General features: G+C 71.7%; 21 protein-coding genes. 11 read left to right on the top strand and 10 right to left on the bottom strand.

Going from position 1 to position 18773, the window contains the following annotated elements:
* Positions 1–95 precede the first annotated feature (95 nt).
* Entirely contained in the window at positions 96–530 is a 435-nt protein-coding gene (locus AB0B85_RS10630; RefSeq protein ID WP_357405794.1) for a hypothetical protein, read from the top strand.
* Between the two features lie 31 nt (positions 531–561).
* On the opposite strand, the gene AB0B85_RS10625 is transcribed toward AB0B85_RS10630, so the two are convergent.
* The 5 genes from AB0B85_RS10625 to AB0B85_RS10605 all read right to left on the bottom strand — a co-directional run bounded on the left by AB0B85_RS10625 (position 562) and on the right by AB0B85_RS10605 (position 5165).
* Positions 562–1491 carry an LLM class F420-dependent oxidoreductase gene (locus tag AB0B85_RS10625; protein WP_357405792.1) on the bottom strand — a complete coding sequence of 310 codons (930 nt, stop codon included), beginning with the start codon at positions 1489–1491 and terminating at the stop codon, positions 562–564.
* Positions 1492–1552: 61 nt separating this feature from the next.
* Positions 1553–2590 carry a hypothetical protein gene (locus AB0B85_RS10620; RefSeq protein WP_357405790.1) on the bottom strand — a complete coding sequence of 346 codons (1038 nt, stop codon included), beginning with the start codon at positions 2588–2590 and terminating at the stop codon, positions 1553–1555.
* Positions 2590–2859, bottom strand: a complete 270-nt coding sequence (locus AB0B85_RS10615; protein WP_357405788.1) for a hypothetical protein — start codon at positions 2857–2859, stop codon at positions 2590–2592. Before AB0B85_RS10615 ends, AB0B85_RS10620 begins: the two co-directional genes overlap by 1 nt.
* A gap of 455 nt (positions 2860–3314) precedes the next feature.
* A complete protein-coding gene (locus AB0B85_RS10610) occupies positions 3315–4109 on the bottom strand; it encodes a class I SAM-dependent methyltransferase (RefSeq protein ID WP_357405786.1) in 795 nt (264 codons plus the stop codon).
* Between the two features lie 36 nt (positions 4110–4145).
* Positions 4146–5165, bottom strand: a complete 1020-nt coding sequence (locus AB0B85_RS10605; protein WP_357405784.1) for an aldo/keto reductase — start codon at positions 5163–5165, stop codon at positions 4146–4148.
* A gap of 131 nt (positions 5166–5296) precedes the next feature.
* Here AB0B85_RS10605 and AB0B85_RS10600 point away from each other — a divergent pair, with 131 nt between their 5' ends.
* The 7 genes from AB0B85_RS10600 (at position 5297) to AB0B85_RS10570 (ending at position 10558) form a co-directional block, all read left to right on the top strand.
* Entirely contained in the window at positions 5297–5899 is a 603-nt protein-coding gene (locus tag AB0B85_RS10600) for a TetR/AcrR family transcriptional regulator (protein ID WP_357406058.1), read from the top strand.
* 10 nt (positions 5900–5909) lie between these two features.
* Positions 5910–6377, top strand: coding sequence for a GNAT family N-acetyltransferase (locus AB0B85_RS10595; RefSeq protein ID WP_357405782.1), 468 nt, complete (start codon positions 5910–5912; stop codon positions 6375–6377).
* A gap of 9 nt (positions 6378–6386) precedes the next feature.
* Positions 6387–6866, top strand: a complete 480-nt coding sequence (locus AB0B85_RS10590; protein WP_357405781.1) for a hypothetical protein — start codon at positions 6387–6389, stop codon at positions 6864–6866.
* A 75-nt stretch (positions 6867–6941) separates the two neighbouring features.
* Positions 6942–8117: an MFS transporter gene (locus tag AB0B85_RS10585; protein ID WP_357405779.1), complete on the top strand. Its 1176-nt coding sequence runs from the start codon at positions 6942–6944 to the stop codon at positions 8115–8117.
* Positions 8118–8127: 10 nt separating this feature from the next.
* On the top strand, positions 8128–9069 hold the full coding sequence (locus AB0B85_RS10580) for an RNA polymerase sigma-70 factor (RefSeq protein WP_357405777.1): 942 nt from the start codon (positions 8128–8130) through the stop codon (positions 9067–9069).
* 82 nt (positions 9070–9151) lie between these two features.
* Positions 9152–10339, top strand: a complete 1188-nt coding sequence (locus AB0B85_RS10575; protein WP_357405775.1) for an FAD-dependent oxidoreductase — start codon at positions 9152–9154, stop codon at positions 10337–10339.
* A gap of 84 nt (positions 10340–10423) precedes the next feature.
* Positions 10424–10558: a hypothetical protein gene (locus AB0B85_RS10570; protein ID WP_357405773.1), complete on the top strand. Its 135-nt coding sequence runs from the start codon at positions 10424–10426 to the stop codon at positions 10556–10558.
* A 21-nt stretch (positions 10559–10579) separates the two neighbouring features.
* Here the strand turns inward: AB0B85_RS10570 and AB0B85_RS10565 are convergent, their stop codons facing one another.
* Complete coding sequence (locus AB0B85_RS10565) at positions 10580–10978, bottom strand: hypothetical protein (RefSeq protein WP_357405771.1); 399 nt, start codon at positions 10976–10978, stop codon at positions 10580–10582.
* A gap of 47 nt (positions 10979–11025) precedes the next feature.
* Complete coding sequence (locus AB0B85_RS10560) at positions 11026–11517, bottom strand: YcxB family protein (RefSeq protein WP_357405769.1); 492 nt, start codon at positions 11515–11517, stop codon at positions 11026–11028.
* A 33-nt stretch (positions 11518–11550) separates the two neighbouring features.
* Here AB0B85_RS10560 and AB0B85_RS10555 point away from each other — a divergent pair, with 33 nt between their 5' ends.
* The 3 genes from AB0B85_RS10555 to AB0B85_RS10545 all read left to right on the top strand — a co-directional run bounded on the left by AB0B85_RS10555 (position 11551) and on the right by AB0B85_RS10545 (position 14109).
* The gene (locus AB0B85_RS10555; protein WP_357405767.1) at positions 11551–12012 is read left to right on the top strand and encodes a GNAT family N-acetyltransferase; all 462 of its coding nucleotides are present in this window, start codon (positions 11551–11553) and stop codon (positions 12010–12012) included.
* Positions 12013–12128: 116 nt separating this feature from the next.
* A complete protein-coding gene (locus AB0B85_RS10550) occupies positions 12129–13436 on the top strand; it encodes a vanadium-dependent haloperoxidase (RefSeq protein ID WP_357405765.1) in 1308 nt (435 codons plus the stop codon).
* An 82-nt stretch (positions 13437–13518) separates the two neighbouring features.
* Positions 13519–14109, top strand: a complete 591-nt coding sequence (locus AB0B85_RS10545) for a DinB family protein (RefSeq protein WP_357405763.1) — start codon at positions 13519–13521, stop codon at positions 14107–14109.
* 101 nt (positions 14110–14210) lie between these two features.
* Here the strand turns inward: AB0B85_RS10545 and AB0B85_RS10540 are convergent, their stop codons facing one another.
* The 3 genes from AB0B85_RS10540 to AB0B85_RS10530 form a co-directional block, all read right to left on the bottom strand.
* A complete protein-coding gene (locus tag AB0B85_RS10540) occupies positions 14211–15098 on the bottom strand; it encodes a hypothetical protein (protein WP_357405761.1) in 888 nt (295 codons plus the stop codon).
* Between the two features lie 42 nt (positions 15099–15140).
* Positions 15141–15860, bottom strand: a complete 720-nt coding sequence (locus AB0B85_RS10535; protein ID WP_357405759.1) for a hypothetical protein — start codon at positions 15858–15860, stop codon at positions 15141–15143.
* Positions 15861–15952: 92 nt separating this feature from the next.
* The gene (locus AB0B85_RS10530) at positions 15953–18730 is read right to left on the bottom strand and encodes a BTAD domain-containing putative transcriptional regulator (RefSeq protein WP_357406056.1); all 2778 of its coding nucleotides are present in this window, start codon (positions 18728–18730) and stop codon (positions 15953–15955) included.
* Between the last annotated feature and the right edge of the window lie 43 nt (positions 18731–18773).

Genomic DNA, 18773 nt, shown 5'->3' with positions numbered 1-18773 from the left:
GGCGTCGGCCCCAGCATTTTCCGCCAAACCGCCCACCGGGGACACCGGTCGATCGGGCACGGTTGTTCTCGTCATCGCCGGGGAACCCTACGCCCATGAGCAGCTACCGTGATCCAGCCCCTCGGGGCGACGTGTACCCCTCCGAGGAGGAACTGGACCCGACCGGCAGCGGCGTCGAGCAGGCGGGCGCATCGTTCGACGGGTTGACCAGCCATCCGGCGCCCACGCCCGGTCCCCGGCCCACCCCGGCGCCCGCGCCGGCCCCGACGCCGGTGCCGACGCCCGGCCCGGCGCCACGCGCGCCCGCCGCCGGGCCACAGTCGATAGTGACGCGGCACCTGGACGGTTCGGTGCAGGTGGTCACCGACCTGGACGGCGACGGGGTCGCCGACGTCGTCCAGATCGACGTCGACGGCGACGGGATTCCCGACATCACCTACGTGGACAGTGACCGCGACGGACGGCTGGACACCGTGCTCAGGGACCCGCGCGCGTCCGGGCCGGGCGTGGGCGCCCATCGCCGCGGCTGACCGCTGGCCGCACCGGGCGACGGGCGTCGCCTCAGAGCTTCGCCATCACCTCGTCGGCGACCAGTTCGAGGTGCGCCAGGTCGCCGAGGTCCAGCACCTGAAGGTAGAGCCGCTCGCTGCCGATCTCCGCGTACCGGCCGATGGTGTCCAGGACCTCGGCGGGCGTCCCGGCCAGGCCGTTGGCCCGCAGCTCGTCCGGGTCGCGGCCGATCGCGGCGGCCCGACGCGCCACCTCGGCGTCGTCGCGCCCACAGCAGAGCACCAGGGCGTTGGACCAGACCAGCTCCGCCGGATCCCTACCGATCTGCGCGCACGCCGCCCGGACCCGGTCGAACTGCGCCGCCGTGTCCGGCACCGAGGCGAACGGCAGGTTGAACTCGTCGGCGTAGCGGGCGGCCAGCGCGGGGGTGCGCTTCGGGCCCATGCCGCCGAGCAGGATCGGTGGGCGCGGCTGCTGCACGGGCTTCGGCAGAGCGGGTGAGTCGCGTACCGGGTAGTACCGGCCGGCGTGGTCGTACCGCTCCCCCAGCGGTGTGGACCAGAGCCCGGTGATCACCGCGAGCTGCTCCTCAAGCCGGTCGAACCGCTCGGCGAGTGACGGGAACGGAATGCCGTACGCGGAGTGCTCCTCGGCGTACCAGCCGGTGCCGATGCCCAACTCCACCCGGCCCCCGCTCATCTGGTCGACCTGCGCCACGGTGATCGCCAGCGGGCCGGGCAGCCGGAAGGTGGCAGCGGTCATCAACGTGCCGAGCCGGATGCGGCTGGTGTCCCGGGCCAGGCCGGCGAGCGTGGTCCACGCGTCGGTGGGGCCGGGCTCGCCGCTCACGTCACCCATCATCAGGTAGTGGTCGGACCGGAAGAACGCGCCGTAGCCGGCGTCCTCGGCACAGCGGGCGACGGCGAGCAACTGGTCGTAGCTGGCGCCCTGCTGGGGTTCGGTGAAGATCCGCAGTTCCATGATCCGAGCATAGGGTTCCCCGGTCGGCCCGGTCGGCGGTATGCCGACCGGGCCGCCAGCGTCAGACGTACGGCCGTTTGGCGTACGCCTCGCGGAGCGCTGTCAACCCGGTCGCCTTCGGCGTGAGGGTGCCCCAGCCGGAGTTGAAGTAGTTGGTGCGCACGATCCGTGGCCCACGCTCGGCGTTGAGCTGGGCGATCGCCGCCGGCACTGTGGCGATCCAGGCGGCCTGGTTCGGGATTTCGGCCACCCGCACCCCCCACTCAGCGATGATCACCGGCCGGGACAGCGCCACCGGGCCAAGATCCGCCACCGCCCAGTCCTTGGTGCGACGAAACCGGGCCAGCGCGGTGTGGCTGGCGTTTGTGGCGTACGCGTTCCACTGGAGATAGTCGAGGCGGGACATCAGCGACTCCGGGTGGGTGCGCTGGAAGCAGGCCCTGTCGAAGCCGCCCAGCCCCACCGAGAAGGTCGTGCCGGCCGGCAGCGTCCGCGCCTTGAACCACGTCAGGATGTAGTTCATCGCCTGCACCGCCCGCGCGTCCGACTCGGCCCAGCTGTACGCCTTGCCGTCCTCGGTGGTGCCGAACTCGTGATCGGTGTCCAGTTCCGAAGCGAGTTGGATGTTCACCCCGAAGCCGAGCGCGCGGTACTGCGACAGCGCGCGGGCCAGCAACCCGTCGCAGTGCCCCTTGATCACCTGGCCGTACCCGTACGCCTTCGGCCAGGTCGTGCCGGGTCGCTGCTGGATGGTCATCGTCGGTTCCGGCACTGTGTAGTTGGTGCCGTCCACGGCGAAGCTCTGCGCGCCCTGGCTCGAAGCGCCGTAGTGCTTCAACTCCAGCACCATGTTCATCTGCACCCCGGCCTTGCCCAGGTTGACAAGCCAGGGCCGGTTGTAGCCGGGGAAGATGTAGCCGTCGGCGAGGCTGCGGTACTGGGTGAGTGACCGGAAGTTGCCGCCGGCCATGTCGGCTGTCGGATCGGCGCCGCCGGAGAGGTAGTAGCCGCCGAGCACGGGTTGGCCCAGGCTGTAGTCGGCGGCGGCCGTCGCGGTGTTGCCGGCGGTGTCGCGGACCTGGACGGTGACCCGGGGCATCACGCCACCGACCGATACACGGCCACGGAGCCGTTGTCGGAAACCCGGGTCCAGGTACGTCCGGAGTTGTCGGTGACGGTCACGACGAGCGGGTCGATGACCGCGGTGACCTTGACCGGCGCGCTGCTGTTGCCCTGCGCGTCGGTGACCACGATGGTGACGGTCAGCGGTTTGGTGTCGGCGTCCGAGTAGGTCACGGTCAGCAGCATCTGTTCACCCGGCGTGAAGACGGATGCGTTCAAGGCTGCGGTCACGGTGGGAGCGGCCATGTCGGGCCCTTTCTGGCTCGGTCGCCAGGGCTCGGCGCGCGGTCGAGCGACGCCGGACCCCGGCGGGGTCCACAGTGCGAAAGGCCGGCGGGGCACGGGGACGGCGGACACGGCCGGCGGACGGCGTTGCCGGACAGCCGACGGTGCTGACGTCCTTGTCCCGGTGGGCGAAGGCACCGCTGCGGGCGCCCGCAGGGGTGTCGGTGGCAGCCTCGGCCTGTCGTACGCGCGATCGGAGCGGCAGCTGTGCCGTGACCGTCGCGGTTTCGAGGTCGGGCTGGGTGAGGGCGGCACCGGTGCGGACGATGTTGTCCCCGCCGGGCCGGAGGATCGGGATGTGGCCCGCCACCCGTCTACCTCCACCTGCCCCAAGGGTGCTCTACCAGGGGCTTTACCGTCTTGTCCGGTTTGCGACAAGGTGCGGCGGCGGGGCTGGGCGGGGCCCGGTGCGACGGCTACTCGGGCGCGCTGCCCCGTACCGCCCAGGCCCGCGCGGTGAGCCGGATCGACCCGTCCGGCTCGACCGGTAGCCGGGTGGCAAGCAACTCCCGCAACGCGGCCCGGTCGGATTCGGCAAGCGTCGCGACGTACCCCGGCGCGGACCCCTGACCGCCGAGGAACGGTGTCCAGTAGTCGGCGAAGTCGACGAAGGTCGTCGGCACGTCGACCGGCCGGACCGACACGTCCCGCAACCCCGCCTGCTCCCAGAGCGCGTGCAGCGTGTCGGGCTGGCCCACCGTGGTGCGTCTGCCCTCGTCCCGCTCGATCGACGCCGGGTCGAGCTGTGCGGCGGCGGCCCAGAAGTGCCGCATCATCGCCATCCCCTCGGCGTAGTCCCAGACGTAGGCGGCCACCACCCCGGCCGGCCGGACCACCCGGGCGAACTCCGCCACCGCCCGAGCGGGCTCCGGCACGAAGTTGAGCGTCAGTCCGCTGACCACCACGTCCGCGACCCGATCGGGCAGCGGTAGCGCCCGGGCGTCACCGACCTGGAAGGCCGCCCGGGGGTCGGTGACCCGGGTCCGCGCGACCGCGACGAACCCCTCCGACGGGTCGACGCCGGTCACCCGGGCGGCATTCGTCTGGGTGAGGATCGCCGAGGTCAGCGCGCCGGTGCCGCTGCCCACATCGAGCCAGTTCCGCCCCGGCGGCACTGCCAACCCGCGCAGGAAGTCCGCCGCGACCAGGCGGCTCCACCGACCCACGTACGCCTCGTACGCGTCACCGTTCGCCCACACCGGCTGTGCCATTCCGGCACGATACGACAGGCCGGGCGTCGACCACCGTCAGCGTCGACGCCGCGCCGGGTCGAGGAGCGCGGGCGGGGTGTCGAACTTCTCGTGGGCGGCGAGGTCGACCCCGGGTGCGACGATCGCGTCGATCGCGTCGAGGACCTCGGCGGGGAGCACGGTGTCCGCGGCGGCGAGCTGAGCGTGCAGGTGGTCCATGGTGCGGGGGCCGATGATCGCGCTGGTCACCGCCGGGTGGGCGGTGACGAACCCGAGCGCGAGCTGGATCAGGGTGAGCCCCGCCTGGTCGGCGACGGTGGCCAGTTGTTCGACGGCGTCGAGCCGGGCCTGGTTGGCCGGAACGCTGAGGTCGAAGCGGGCCGGTAGCAGCGCCGAGCGACTGGTGGTGATCTCCCGGCCGGCCCGGACCGCGCCGGACAACCAGCCGGAGGCGAGCGGGCTCCACGCGAGTACGCCGAGCCCGTACTGCTCGGTCACGGGCAGGACGTGGGCCTCGATTCCTCGTTGCAGGATCGAGTAGCTGGGCTGCTCGGTGACGTAACGCCCCAGGTGGTGTTCCCGCGCGGCCCACTCTGCCTGCACCAGCCGGTACGCGGGGAAGGTCGAGGAGCCGAAGTAGCGGATCTTTCCGGCCCGTTGCAGGTCGGTAAGCGCCGACAGGGTCTCCTCGTCGCTGGTGGTCGGGTCCCACCTGTGGATCTGGTAGAGGTCGACGTGGTCGACGCCGAGACGGCGCAGGCTGTTGTCCAGTTCGGTGACGAGCCAGCGGCGCGAGCTGCCGCGCTGATTGCGCTCGTCGCCCATCGGCATGCCGGCCTTCGTGGCCAGCACGATGTCGTCGCGGCGTCCGGCGATGGCCTTGCCGACCATTTCCTCCGATTCGCCCTGGCTGTACATGTCGGCGGTGTCGATCAGGTTGATTCCGGCGTCCAGCGCGGCGTCGACGATCGCCGTCGCCTCGTCCTGGGTGGTGTGCCCCAGCTTGCCGAAGTTCATCGCGCCGAGCGCGAGGGTGCTGACCTGGACGCCGGTGCGCCCCAGGGTGCGGTACTGCATGACTGCTCCTCTACGGAAGGGTGATTGGCACTGGCCCACCCGCTCTGACATCCTGAGTAAGCGGAACCACGTTCCGCCACGAACGATACGGAACACTGTTCCGTTTGCCAAGTGATGGGGGTAACAGCGCGGTGGCCGACATCGACAGCGGATCGGGGCGCTCGGCCCCCCGCAAGCGGGCCGACGCTCGACGCAACGAGGCGACACTGCTGGACGCCGCCGCCGCGGCCTTCGTCACCTCGGGCGTGGACGCGCCCGTACGCGACATCGCCGCCCGGGCCGGCGTCGGTGTGGGCACGTTCTACCGCCACTTCCCGACCCGCGCCGACCTCATCGTGGCCGTCTACCGGCACCAGGTCGAGGCGTGCGCGGAGGCCGGGCCGACCCTGCTGGCCGCCAGCAGCACACCGCACGCCGCCCTCGCTGAGTGGATCAACCTCTTCGTCGACTTCCTGGTCACGAAGCACGGCCTCGCCGAGGCGCTACAGTCCGACAACGCGACCTTCGAGACGCTGCACGCCTACTTCCTGGACCGCCTCGTGCCGGTCTGTGCGCAACTGCTCGACGCCGCTGCCGCGGCGGGCGAGATCCGCTCCGACGTGACCGCCTTCGAGTTGCTGCGCGGCGTCGGCAATCTCTGCATCGGCGCCTGTCAGCCCCGCTACGACGCACGTCGCATGGTCGAACTCCTCGTCGACGGGCTGCGCCGGGACCAGAGCGCCGGGCCGCGATAGCTTGCGGACCATGGCGGACTGGACGATGCGGCCGGCCTCGGTAGCGGATGTCGAGGCGGTGGCCGAGTTGCGGGCGGTGGCGCTGCGGGCCGACCTGGAGCGGCTGGGGCGGTACGACGACAAGCGGGTGCGGCAGCGCCTGCGGGACGGGTTCGCGGCGGCGTACACCTGGGTGGTCGAGGTTGACGGCGCGTTCGCCGGCTGCGTGGCGCTGCGTCCGGACGAGGACGCCCACTGGCTGGAGCACTTCTACCTGGTCCCGCAGCTACAGGGCAGCGGCATCGGCACGGCCGTGCTGCGCGAGCTGCTGGACCGCTGCGACAGTGACGGCACACTGGTCCAGCTGAACGTGTTGCGGGGCAGCCCGGCCCGGCGACTGTACGAGCGGCACGGTTTCACCCTCGACACCGAGGATCCGGTGGATGTGTTCATGGTCCGCACGCCCAGGACGGCAGTCGACGAGAGCACGTCAATGTAACGTTGACGGATGACGTCGGAGCTGGATCGGCTGGCTGAGATTCGCGCCACCCGGGCTCGGCTGGACGAGCAGGAGCTGGAGATCATCGACCGGGCCCGTCACGACGGCGCGACGTGGGCGCAGATCGCGACGGCGCTCGGCCTGGGCAGCCGGCAGGCCGCCGAGCAGCGTCGACAGCGGCTGGCGGCGGCGCGCTGGTCGCGACGGCAGCACCTCGACCTCCGGTTGCCCCCGCAGATCGCGGCGCTGCGGTCGGCGGTCGCCGACCTTGGCCGGTGGGTCGACGCCGATCGGCGGTGGGACGGGCGATTTCGTCGTGCGGCACTCGTGCGGAGCACTGTGGACGCCGCGCTGGATGCCGCCCCGGGCTCGCTGTACGCGTTGACAGTGCACCTCGCCGCCGATCTCGCCGAAGCGGGCGAGCGCCTGCCCGCGCCCGCGCGAACGGCCGCAACCATGATCGACGCCGCTCTGTCAACGGCGCGTTGACAGAGCCCGGCAGCATTGCCAGCGTTCAACTCAAGACTGAGGATGTGAGTCACCTCGACTCAACTCGGAGCGCTCATGCGTCGCAACGCAAGCCTGTTCGTGGCGATCTCCCTGCTGTCCGGGTTCGGCAGCAGCGCGATGTCCCTGGTCGCCGGCATCTGGATCCTGGACCTCACCGGCTCCACAGGTCTCGCCGCTCTCGCCGGCCTCTGCGTGTACGCCCCGGTGCTCGCCGGCCCGTGGCTGGGCGGCCTGCTCGACCGAGCACCCCGGCGGCCGCTTGTCATCGCCGTCAACCTCATGCTGGCCGCCGCACTGCTGACACTCCTCACGGTGCGGGGGCCGGGGCAGACCTGGCTCATCTTCGCCGTCTCCTGCGCCTACGGCGTCAGCTACGTGCTCATCGACGCCGGCGAGACGGCGCTGCTGCCGTCGGCACTCGCGCCGAGCGAACTCGGCCACGTCAACGGGTGGCGCTCCAGCGCCCAGGAGGGCATGAAACTCGTCGCTCCCCTCGCCGGAGCCGGCCTCTACGCGTGGTGGGGCGGCTCCGCGGTCGCCGTGCTCAGCGCGGCCATGCCGGTAGTGGTCGCCGTCCTGTACGCGGTGCTCCGCCTGAACCGGACGCCCGCCGACCAACCCACCGAACGCGGCGGCGGCCCGCGTACCGGACTGGTGGTCCTGTTCGGACAGCGAGCGACACGCCTGCCGGTCGTGCTCGCCGCGGTGTCCATCGCCATGTCCGGATTCACGACGGCGGGAATCTACGCGGTCGTCGTCACCGAACTGCGGCTGCCGACGACGTTCCTGGGTGTGCTTGCCAGCGCGCAGGGCGCCGGTTCCATCCTCGGTGGCCTGCTCGTCGGCCGGCTCATCGCGGCCCGGGGCGCCGTCGCGGTAGGTGTCGCCGGCACGGCGCTGTTCGCGCTCGGCTGCCTGGCCCGTTGCCTGCCGTGGTGGCCGGCCACTGTCCTCGGGGCGGTGGTGGCCGGCGTCGGCCTGCCCTGGACCCTTGTCGCGGCGGTGACCGCTGTGCAGACGCACACGCCGTCGGCGCTGCTGGGCCGAGTGTGCGCGACGGCCAACACCGCAATGTTCGGGCCTCTCGTCGTGGCGATCCCCCTCGGCTCCGCGGCTGTCCATCTCGGTGCCCGTCCGCCGCTCCTCGCCGCCGTCGTGATCTGTCTGACGGCCGCGGCCACCGCGCTCTACCGTCCGATTCGGCTGGCGGGGGGTCTCATGCGTGGTTAACTATCGAGCCATGCTCAGTCCGGACGAGGTCGAGGTGTTCGAGCGCTCCAGGGGCCGTCTGGAGGCGATCGCCTATCGGCTGCTGGGCTCGGCCAGCGACGCCGAGGACGCCGTCCAGGACACGTTCCTGCGCTGGCAGGCCGCCGACCGGGAGCACGTCGAGACGCCCGAGGCGTGGCTGACGAGGGTGCTCACCAACCTGTGCCTCAACCAGCTCACCTCGGCGCGGGCCCGGCGGGAGACCTATGTGGGCACGTGGCTTCCCGAACCGGTCCTCGCCGGGGACCGGATGCTCGGCCCGGTCGACACCGTCGAGCAGCGCGAATCGGTCTCCATGGCGGTGCTCACCCTGCTGGAGCGGCTGTCGCCCAACGAGCGCGCGGTGTATGTGCTGCGCGAGGCGTTCGGCTACCCGCACGGTGAGATCGCCGAGATCCTCGGCGTCAGCGAGGCGAACTGCCAGCAGATCTACCGGCGTGCCAGGCAGCACGTCACCGGCGAACGGGCTCGCGCGGAGGTCGACGGCGCCGCCGCGCGGAAGATCGTCGCCGAGTTCCTCACGGCCGCCAACAGCGGCCAGGTCCAGCGACTGGTGGAGTTGCTGACCGACGACGCGACAAGCGTCGGCGACGGCGGCGGCAAGATCCCGGCCCGGACCAGGCCGATCGTCGGCGCGCTGGCGGTGGCGAAGTTCCTGCGGGGCCTGTTCCGGCCCAGCGACGTCAAGCGGAACCTGGTCAGCGGCAGCCCGGCCCTCTACGCCGAGGTCGTCAACGGCGGCCCGGCGGTGGTGGTGGTGACCGGCGACCGGGTCGTCGGCGTCATGTGCCTGGAGGTGACACCCGACGGTGTCGCGGCCATCCGCGTCCAGGTCAACCCCGACAAGCTCGAACGCGCCACGCGCCAGTGGTCCACCGCCGAGCACGGAGAACCGCTCCTGCACGTCTGGTGACCCAGGTCATAGCCGCCTCCTGTCAGCAATCGCGTCGCCGTCCGGTTCAGGAAGCGACAACCACCGAGACAGGAGTGCCGCCATGAAGCACCGCATCGTCGTCCTCGGAGCCGGATACGCCGGGGCGGTCGCCGCCGGGCGCCTCGCCCGGCGACTGCACCCCGACGACATCGAGATCACCGTCGTCAACGCCGACACCGACTTCGTCGAGCGGGTCCGCATGCACCAGCTCGCCACCGGCCAGGACCTCAAGCACCACGAGCTGAGCAAGGTGTACGCGGGCAGCGGCGTGCGGGTGCGACAGGCCCGGGTCACCGCCGTCGACGTGGACCGCAGGACCGTCGCGCTGACCGACGGGCGCGACACCGACGAGATCGCCTACGACACCCTCGTCTACGCCCTCGGCAGCGCCGCCGCCGACCACGGCGTGCCCGGTGTCGCCGAGCACGCGTACGACATCTCCGGCCGGCCGTCGGCGTTGCGGTTGCGCGACCGGCTGGCCCAGCTCCCGGCCGGCGCGACAGTGCTCGTCGTCGGCGGTGGCCTCACCGGCCTCGAAGCGGTCACCGAGATCGCGGAGGCCCGGCCGGACCTCGACGTCGCGCTGGCCACCCGGGGTGCTCTCGGCGACTGGCTCACCGCACAGGCGCAGCGGCACCTGCGTGGGGTGTGCGCCCGGCTCGGCATCACCGTCCACGAGCACACCGACGTCGCCCGGGTCGACGCCACCGGCGTGGTCACCGGCGGCGGCCGGGTGCTCCCGGCCCAGGTGACCGTCTGGACGGCCGGCTTCGCCGTCCACCCCATCGCCGCCGCCACGACCCTGACTGTCGCGGGCACCGGGCAGATCGTCGTGGACGCCACGATGCGGTCGGTCTCCCACCCCGACGTGTACGCGGTCGGCGACGCCGCGCTCGCCGACGGGCCGGGCGGCAAACCGCTGCGGATGTCCTGCGCCTCGGGAATTCCGATGGCCTGGCAGGCCGCCGACGCCATCGCCATCCGGTTGACCGGTCGGACGAAGATCCCGAAGGCCCCGCTGCGCTACTACAACCAGTGCATCAGCCTCGGTCGCCGCGACGGCCTCATCCAGTACGTGACCGCCGACGACCGGGCCAAGCCGGCCCTGCTCAAGGGCGCTCTGGCGGCGCGCTACAAGGAGATCGTCTGCGCGGGCGCGGCCTGGAGCATCGCCCACCCGATCCCGTACCCGGTGCGCCGCCACCGCATCCTCGCGACCCGCACGGAGGCCCTCGCGGCTACGCCGTGACACACCGGACCGCTGGTGACGTCGGTGCTGGGCGGCCCACCGCCGGGCCCGACCCCGCACAACCGGGTTCCAGCGAGGTCGCTCATGGGGTCCTACCTCCGCTGCGTGGGCCGGGTGGGAGCCGGTCGCGCGTACTCGATGGTGGCCGCGACGCGGTCGGCGGTGGCCGCGGCGTTCGCCACCACGCCCACCGCCTACCACCGCGCCTTCACCCCCTGACCCGCGCGGGCCATCGGGTGGCTAGTCCGGGAAGACAGCGCCGTTGGCGCCGAGGTACGGAGCCGGTTCCATGCGGCCACCCAGCGCGGCAGCCACCGCCTCGGCGGCGGCCAACTTGATGTCGCCGTCGCCGGTGTCGACCGGGGAGTCGCCGATCATCGTCAGTGTCACGCGCATGGCGCGGTCGCGACCCGGTACGTGTGCGAGCGCATAGCGCGCCCCGGCCACCGCCTCCGCGATCAACTCACTGTTGGTCGTCCTGTCGACCACGGCATGCGGTCCGTACCGCTCGCGCAACCAGTCGAACGCACTGGGAGAGACGACCACCTGATCCTGCTCGGCAGGCTCGGCGACCGCGGCGACCTCGGCGAGGTGCGCCAGTCCGGCGACTATCTTACGGAGCTTGAAGCGGGCCTCCACCGCACCAACCTACGCAGTGCGCGGTGTCCCCGCGACCTCGACGGCAGTCACCCGAGCAGGCCGCGTCTGGTCAGATGGGCACGCAGCGTCTCGGCGTCCTCGGCGGACATCAGGTGGCGGGGGATGACTGTCGCCGGCATCCGCCCGACGTACACGATCCAGAACTCGGGGGTCTCCTTGACCTGGGCGACCCCGTCCCAGGCGATGCCGCTGGTCTGCGAGCCGCTGCTCATCATGATGTTGTCGTCGGTGATGTCGTAGGAGCCCTCGACCGCGTAGCCGCTGGAGCGACGTCGGGCCCGCCACCGCACCCACGGCGAATACAGCATCGACAGCAGCCCGGCCACCACCACTGCCACCCACAGCGGCGCGAGCTGGTCGGCCCGGTCGGACCCGCGCGAGAGGACGAGACCGACCACCCCCACCGCCGCCAGCACCGCGCCGATGTAGCCGTACCTGCGCAGGCGGACCCGGCTGAGCGCGGCGGCCACCCGGCCCGGGTAGGCGGGGTCGGCGGGAATGTCGAAACGGATGTGCACGCCAGAACCATAGTGCCCGGCTAACCTGTCCGGATGCCTGATCTTCGCTTCGAGTCGGTGCGGCCGGACAGCGACGACGGCGTCTGTTCCGACTGGCAGTACGTCCACAACCTGATCATCCCGACCAGCCCGCTCTCGGTCGGCGAGATCCGCGCCCGTGCCGACCGCAACCGCCTGACCGTCACCTATCACTGCGACACGCTCGTGGGCTGCTCGACGGTTCGGCCGCCGATGGACGACCAGGCGACGGCGACGGTGATCGTCCGCGTGCTGCCGGAACATCGCCGTCGGGGTTTCGGTGGGCGACTGTACGACGAGGCGCTCGCCGCGGCCTACGAGGTCGGCGCCCGGGTCATCGAGACCGTTGTCCTGGCCACCAACCAGGACGGGCTGCGGTTCGCCGAACGGCACGGTTATGTCGAGATCGACAGGTACCTGCTCGACGGTGACACGATCCCGTTCGTCGACCTCCGGTTGGCCGAGTCCACCGGCTGATCTCGTCGCTTATATCGGAGCCTGCCGATACCATTGGCGCTCAGCCATCGATTCTCGATCGCGCGCCGCGTGCTGTCGACGGCACGCCTCGCCGACCTACCGACGGGGAGATCATGATGAGCCGCGCCCCCACCCGTCTGACGATCTGGTCACGCGCCATACCCGCGGCCATCGCGCTCGGCGCGCTTGTCGCCGCCACGTTCACCGCGCCCGCATCGGGCGCCACGGCCGCGGTCACCGACCGCAGCCCGGTCAACCCGGTGGTCACCTGGGACCTCAACGCCCAGACGGCGATCTGGGACGTCGCGGCTCAGCAACCCAACGAGCAGGTGCGCAGCTTCGCGATGGTGAGCGGAGCCGTCTACGACGCGCTCAACGCGATCGCCGGGACCCCGTACCAGCCGTATCTCGTCGCACCGCCGTCGAGCGGGACGGAGTCGGCGGACGCCGCCGTCGCCACCGCCGCCCACGACGTGCTGGCCGCTCTCTTCCCCGCCCAGCGGGAGCGGCTCCGGGCACAGTACGACGCGGCGATCGCCACGATTCCCGACGGGCTGTCGAAGCAGAGAGGCGTGGCGGTCGGGGCGCGAACGGCGGCCGCGATGGTCGCGGCGCGGCAGGACGACGGCGCGTTCGGGGACCAGCAGTGGCGCACCGGCACGGTGCCCGGCCAGTGGCGACCCACACCGCCGCTGTTCCTGTCGCAGGGCGCCTGGACCGGGCGGATGCGACCGTTCCTCCTCCCCCGCGCGTCGACGTTCCGCGCCCCCGAGCCGCCCCGCCTGACCAGCAGCGCCTACGCCCGCGACCTCAACGAGGTGCGGGCAGTCGGCGGTGCGACGAGCACGGTCCGCACCCAGGACCAGACCGAGGCCGCGATCTGGTGGCACGACCGGCGATCCGTCTCCTGGGAGATCAAGCGACAACTCGCCACCACCGGCCGGTTGGACGCCCTGCACACCGCGCGCTTCTTCGCGATGACCGACCTCATCGTTGCCGACTCCGGGGTGGCGTGCTTCAGCCAGAAGGACTTCTGGAGCTACTGGCGTCCGGTCACCGCGATCCAGCTCGCCGACACGGACGGCAACCCGAGGACGGCCGCCGACCCGGGCTGGCAGCCGTTGCTCGGCACGCCCCCCTTCCCGGAGTACCCCTCCGGCCACGCCTGCGGCACCGGCGCGCGGATGTCGCTGTACCGCTACATCTTCGGCCGGGACGACGTCGCGTTCAGCGGATCCAGCGTCGACTCCGGCACGACCCGGCACTTCACCAGCTTCTCGCAGGCGCTCGACGAGCTCATCGGCGCGCGGGTCTGGGGTGGCGTCCACTTCCGTACCGCCGACGTCGAGGGCGCGAAACTCGGTGCGGAGGTCTCCCGCTACGCGGTCCGCCACTACTTCCGACCGCTGCGACAACAGCGGTGAGGCCGGGGTCGCCGTCCGCGAGCGCGCCGATCGCGCGGCCGGCACCCCGTGGCCGTCGGCCGGCTGAGGAATACTGGCCCGCATGGCTGATCTGGGCAAGGCGAAGACCGCGCTGCACCGCCATCTCCGGCTGACCCGCGACAACCTGATCTGGAAGCTCGACGGGCTCAGCGAGCGCGAGGCCAGGTTGCCCCGCACCGCTACCGGCAACAACCTGCTGGGCGTCGTCAAGCACTGCCTCAATGTCGAGGCTGGCTACTTCGGGCTCGCATTCGGGCGCGAGTTCCCGACACCGCAGGAGCTGGTCCCCCTGTCGGCGTTCGACGAGGACCCGCAGGCAGACTGGTACGCCACCGAGGATGAGACGAAGGACGGGCTGATCGACCTGTACCGCCGGGTGGGGGTCTTCGCCGATGAGACGATCGACCAGCTTCCCCTCGACGCGGCGGGGCGGGTGCCCTGGTGGCAGCCGGGCCACCAGGACGCGACGTTGCAGCAGATCCTCATCCACGTGATCGCCGACCTCGCCCGCCACGCCGGTCACGCCGACATCATGCGCGAGCAGCACGACGAGGCGGTCGGTTTACGGCGGGAGACCGCCGGCCTCCCCGCGGAGTACGACTGGCCGGCGTACGTCAGCAGGCTGACGACGATCGCCGACCGCTTCGCGTAACCGGGGGCAGCCGGGCCCGCTGGTGAGCGGTGTACCGCAGAGTCGTATTCATACCTCTGCGGTAAACCGCTCACCCGCACGTCGACCTGGCGGGGACTCGCCTAGAACCCGCCCCACTTGCGGGCGCCGCACTTCCAGGTCTTCCCGCCGTCGTGCGAGACGCAGACCACGAGGATCTTCCCGAGGAGGGGAAGTCCGAAGGTGAAGATGTGGATCGTCGTCTTCTTCGCGTACGGGACGCCGGACTTCTCGGCGACGTCGGTCAACGCCCACCCGGGGTCCGGTGCGTCAACTGTCGCCACCCGGGGCAGCGAGTCGACGTCCTTGCCGTCGATGAGCATCTCGACCTCGTCCGCCGTGGGCTCACCATCGCCGATCAGCGTGGCCACGCTGTACGGCCCGTCGACGGCCACACCGTTGGCCTTCTCGAAGGCCGCCTTCGCGCCACCCACAGTGGTGTCCCCGGCCAGGTCGACTGTGAAGATCTGGTCGCCGCCCCGACTCGACAGCAGGCACTCCCAGACCGACTTTCCGCTGGCCACGCACATGGTCAGGCACCAGTTCCGGCCGCCGGGCACCGACGAGGCAAAGATCAGTGACGTCGCCGTCCCGCTGTCACCCTTGCCGTCGTACGCGCCGTCGGCGAGGTCGGCCATTGTCGTGCCGAGCAGGTCCCGGCTGCCCGGCATCCTGCCCACGACCTTGACGCCGTCCACCCGCTCACCGGCGACGAGCGCCGCGAGCTGGTCGCCGGTGAGGTTGCGGCCTCCGGCGTCGACGGCCAGCACCGTGTCCAGGTCGCCGACGGGCCGCCCGGTCAGGCTCTCGAACCGTTGGAGCATCGTCCCCGGTGCACCGGGGTGATCGGTGATCGTCGTCCGGGCCTCGTCATCGGCGGCCTGCGACGGGGTGTACGACGCTGTCAGCCCGACGATCAGGGCCGTGGTGATGATCGTGACGCGCCTGGTGATGTCCCGCAGAGCTGTCATCTCTTCCTCGTCTCGAATGCTCGGTGCTTGGGGTCGGGCGGATTACCAGCGGCAGGTGACGATGTCACCCACGTCGTTCGGGGACCCCCAGTCGCAGTGGTCGTCGATCCACTCGCCGACCTCGCCGATCGTGTCCACGATCCAGGCGAACACCGACTTGATCGCGCCCCACAGGCTGAAGTAGACGACAGTTGTCTCGGGGGTGCCGCCGGCCTCGTCGATGACGTCCTTCGTCGACCTGGCGGCGTCCGGCTTCTCGATGATGTCCAGCACCCGGACGCCGGTGGTGTCCTTGCCGGCCAGCAGCGCCTCGATCTGCTCCGGGGTCCGCTGCTTGCCGTCGTCGACCGCCACGATGGCGCGGTCGACGAACACCTCCCGGTTGCCGCTGACGGCGCGGGCGATGCCGGCGATCTCGCCCACCGTGAGGTCGTTGCCGAGCGCCGGACCGGTGAACCGCCGCACCGAGACGGCACCGGCCGGGTTGATCTGGATCGCGTCGGCCGTGATCATGTCGTCCGCGCCGAAGGGCTCCCAGGCGTACGTCCACTGCCCGCCGACGCACCGGAACTGGCCATACTCCCGGCCCTCGGGCTCGGTCTCGGTGCGGACGGGTCCGCCGCGGTCGTCGACATGCTCGACCACGCAGTCGGTGCGCTTCGTCGGTGGCTTGTCGGTCTGGGCCACGGCCGCGGTGGACATGGTCAGCACCGTCGCGCCGACCACCCCGATCACCGCCAGGCGGCGTGCCATGCGAGTCATCGAACACTCCGTTCCTCGTTCCGGAAACTGGTGTCCGAAGAGTGCCGGGCCGCGCTGAAGCGGCCCGGAAACGGCGCGGAAAGCGCGCTACGTCAGGGGAGCCGACTCTCGTCGAGCTGTGCGAGGTCGGCGCGGACCGAGTCGGCGCCGGCATCGCCGAGCTCGTCGAGGATGGTCAGGGCGCGACGCCACGCGGCACGGGTGGCGTCGAGGTCGGCGAGGGCGCGGTGACTGCCACCCAGGTTGAGGTACGTGCCCGCCTCGGCGTAGCGGTCGTTCACCTGCGTGAAGAGGTCGAGCGCGTGTTCGTAGCAGGCGATCGCGCGCCGGTCGTCGCCGAGCTGGTGATGGGCGTGGCCGAGGCTGTCCCAGGTGTCGGCCTGCCCCTGCACGTCGCCCACCTCCTGCAACATCCGCAGCGCCTCGCCGCACGATCGCAGGGCACTGTGGTGGTTGCCGAGCAGCCCTTCCTGCCAACCGACAGCGTTGAGGGTGTAGCCCTGCCCGGCCCGGTTTCCGGCCCGCCGGAACAGGGTCAACGCCCGCCGGGAATGGTGCAGTGCCTCGTGGTGCTGCCCCCGCCGCTCGGCCAGCTGACCGAGGTTGAGGCAGGTGTGTGCCCGCGCGGCGTCGTCGCCGACCTCGGTGAACAGGTCGAACGCGCGCCGCAGGTGATCGTCGGCCTCGTCGTGGCGGCGCAGCCGGGAGCAGGCGAGACCGAGGCTGCGGTGGGCCTGGCCCTGCCCGCTCTGATCCCCGATCCGGGACGCGGCGGCGAGCGCGATGCGTTGCGTGCCGAGCCAGTCCTGCCAGTGCCCCTGCCGGTGCAGGAAGCCGGCCAGGGTCCAGGCGAGCCGCCAGGCGTGTCCCTCGAACCCGAGCCGCGCCGCGAGTGGTACGGCGGCGAGCAGGACGGGAAGTTCGGCGGTGAACCAGGCCGTGGCGGCCGACCTGCTCCGGGGACTCTCCGGTGTCACGCCGGCCGCTGCCGGCGGGAGGCTGATCTCGCTGAAGTGCGGATGCAGGACGAGGTCTGCGGCGTGTGCGGTGTGCAGGCAGTGGTCGAGCAGCCGGAGCACCGCGGCGCGGCGGTCGGCCGGTGCCTCCGCCTCGTCGGCCAGGCTTGTGGCGTACGCGCGCAGCAGGTCGTGACAGGCGTAGCGCCCGTACGTGTGCTCGGTGAGGAGGTTCGCCCGGGTCAGTTCGGTGAGCAGCGGCCCGATCGACTGGGGGGTGCGGCCGGCCAGGCTGGCCACCACCGGGGCGGAGGCGTCCGGGCCGGGGTGCAGGCTCAGCAGCCGGAACAGCCGGATCGCGGCCGGGCTCAGCGGTCGGCACGACCAGGAGAAGACCGCCCGCACGTCGGTGGCCTCGTCACCCCCGTGGAAGGCGTCCAGGTCGTCGAGCTCGTCGGCGATCGCACCAAGCGAGAAGTGCCGGTTGGTGGCGGCTCTGGCCGCGACGACGGCCAGCGCGATGGGTAGCCGCGCGCACCGGTCGGCGATCTGGTCGGCGGCGGCGGGCTCGGCGGCGACCTGGCGCTCCCCCAGCCGGCGGACCAGCATGTCGCGGGCTTCGCCACGGCTGAGCAGGTCGAGGACTATCGGGTGGGCGCTTTCGGTGACGACAAGCGGGGTGAGCCGGTCGCGGCTGGTGACGATGGTGAGGCAGTCCGGTGAGCCGGGCAGCAGTGGCCGGACCTGTTCCGCGTCGCGGGCGTTGTCCAACACGACAAGCAGCCGCCGGCCGGCCACTGTCGTGCGGTACAGGCTCACCATCAGCTCCGGATCGCTCGGCATCCGTGCGGCCGGAACGCCCAGCGCCGCCAGGAACCCGTGCAGCGCTCGCGCCGGTTCGGTAGGGGTGGCGCCCGGGTCGAAGCCGCGCAGGTTGACGTAGAGCTGCCCGTCGGGAAAGCGCTCGGCCGCCCGGTGCGCCCAGTGCACGGCAAGCGCTGTCTTGCCGACGCCAGCGGTCCCGGACACCACCACGGCGCCGCCCCGGTCGATGAGCGCGTCGAGGGCGGCCAGCTCCGCCGCGCGCCCGATGAACGTCGGTACGGGGGGCGGCAGCTGCGCCGCCACCGACGTCGGTGCCGGCGCGGCCGGGGCGGGTGCGGCGATCGCGCTGTCCTGGCGCAGGATTGCGCACTCCAGGTCCCGCAGCCGCGGGCTCGGGTCGATGCCGAGGTTGTCCCGGAGGGCGTCGCGCAGTCGCCGGTAGGTGGCGACCGCCTCGCCCTGTCGGCCGTCGCGGTACAGGGCGAGCATCAGCTGCGCGTGCAGGTGCTCGTCGAAGGGGTGCTGCCGGACGAGCCGGGCCAGCCCGGGGATGAGCCGGGCGTGCTCGCCGACGGACAGCCGGGCCTCGGCGAGTGCCCGTTCGGCCTCCAACCGGAGGCGGGCCAGATGTTCGGCCTGCTCCTCGAGCCAGGCGGAGCCGGCCACGTCGGCCAGCGGCGGGCCACGCCAGAGCGCCACAGCGGCCGTCAGGTGCCGCACCCGTTCGTTGCGGTCCGACGACCGACGGGCCAGTTCGAGGAGGTGCTCGGCGGCCCGGACGTCTGTGGACTCCGGCCCGGTGTTGAGCAGGTAACCGGGCGGGCGGGCCACTATCGATCCGGGCTCGCCGAGCACTCCGCGCAGGTAGGAGACGTGGCGCTGCAGCGTGTTGGCCGAGGTGGCCGGCAGGTGTTCCCCCCAGACCACGTCGATGAGTCGGTCGACGCTCACCACCCGACCCACGTGCAGCGCCAACGTCGCGAGTATCGCCCTGCGCCGCAGGCCGTTCACCGCCTGCGGGCTGCCGGCGACGATCACCTCCACCGGCCCGAGCAGGCTGACCCGTACGCCCGCGCCCGCCGTCGACATCACCGGATCAGGCTAGATCCGCAGCTCGGCAAGCTCGATCGGT

Origin of the sequence: Micromonospora sp. NPDC049044 (assembly GCF_040649215.1) — a bacterium.
Classification (GTDB): domain Bacteria; phylum Actinomycetota; class Actinomycetes; order Mycobacteriales; family Micromonosporaceae; genus Micromonospora.
Note: the sequence above shows the minus strand (reverse complement) of the source record. Positions and strands in the feature narration are given on the sequence as shown.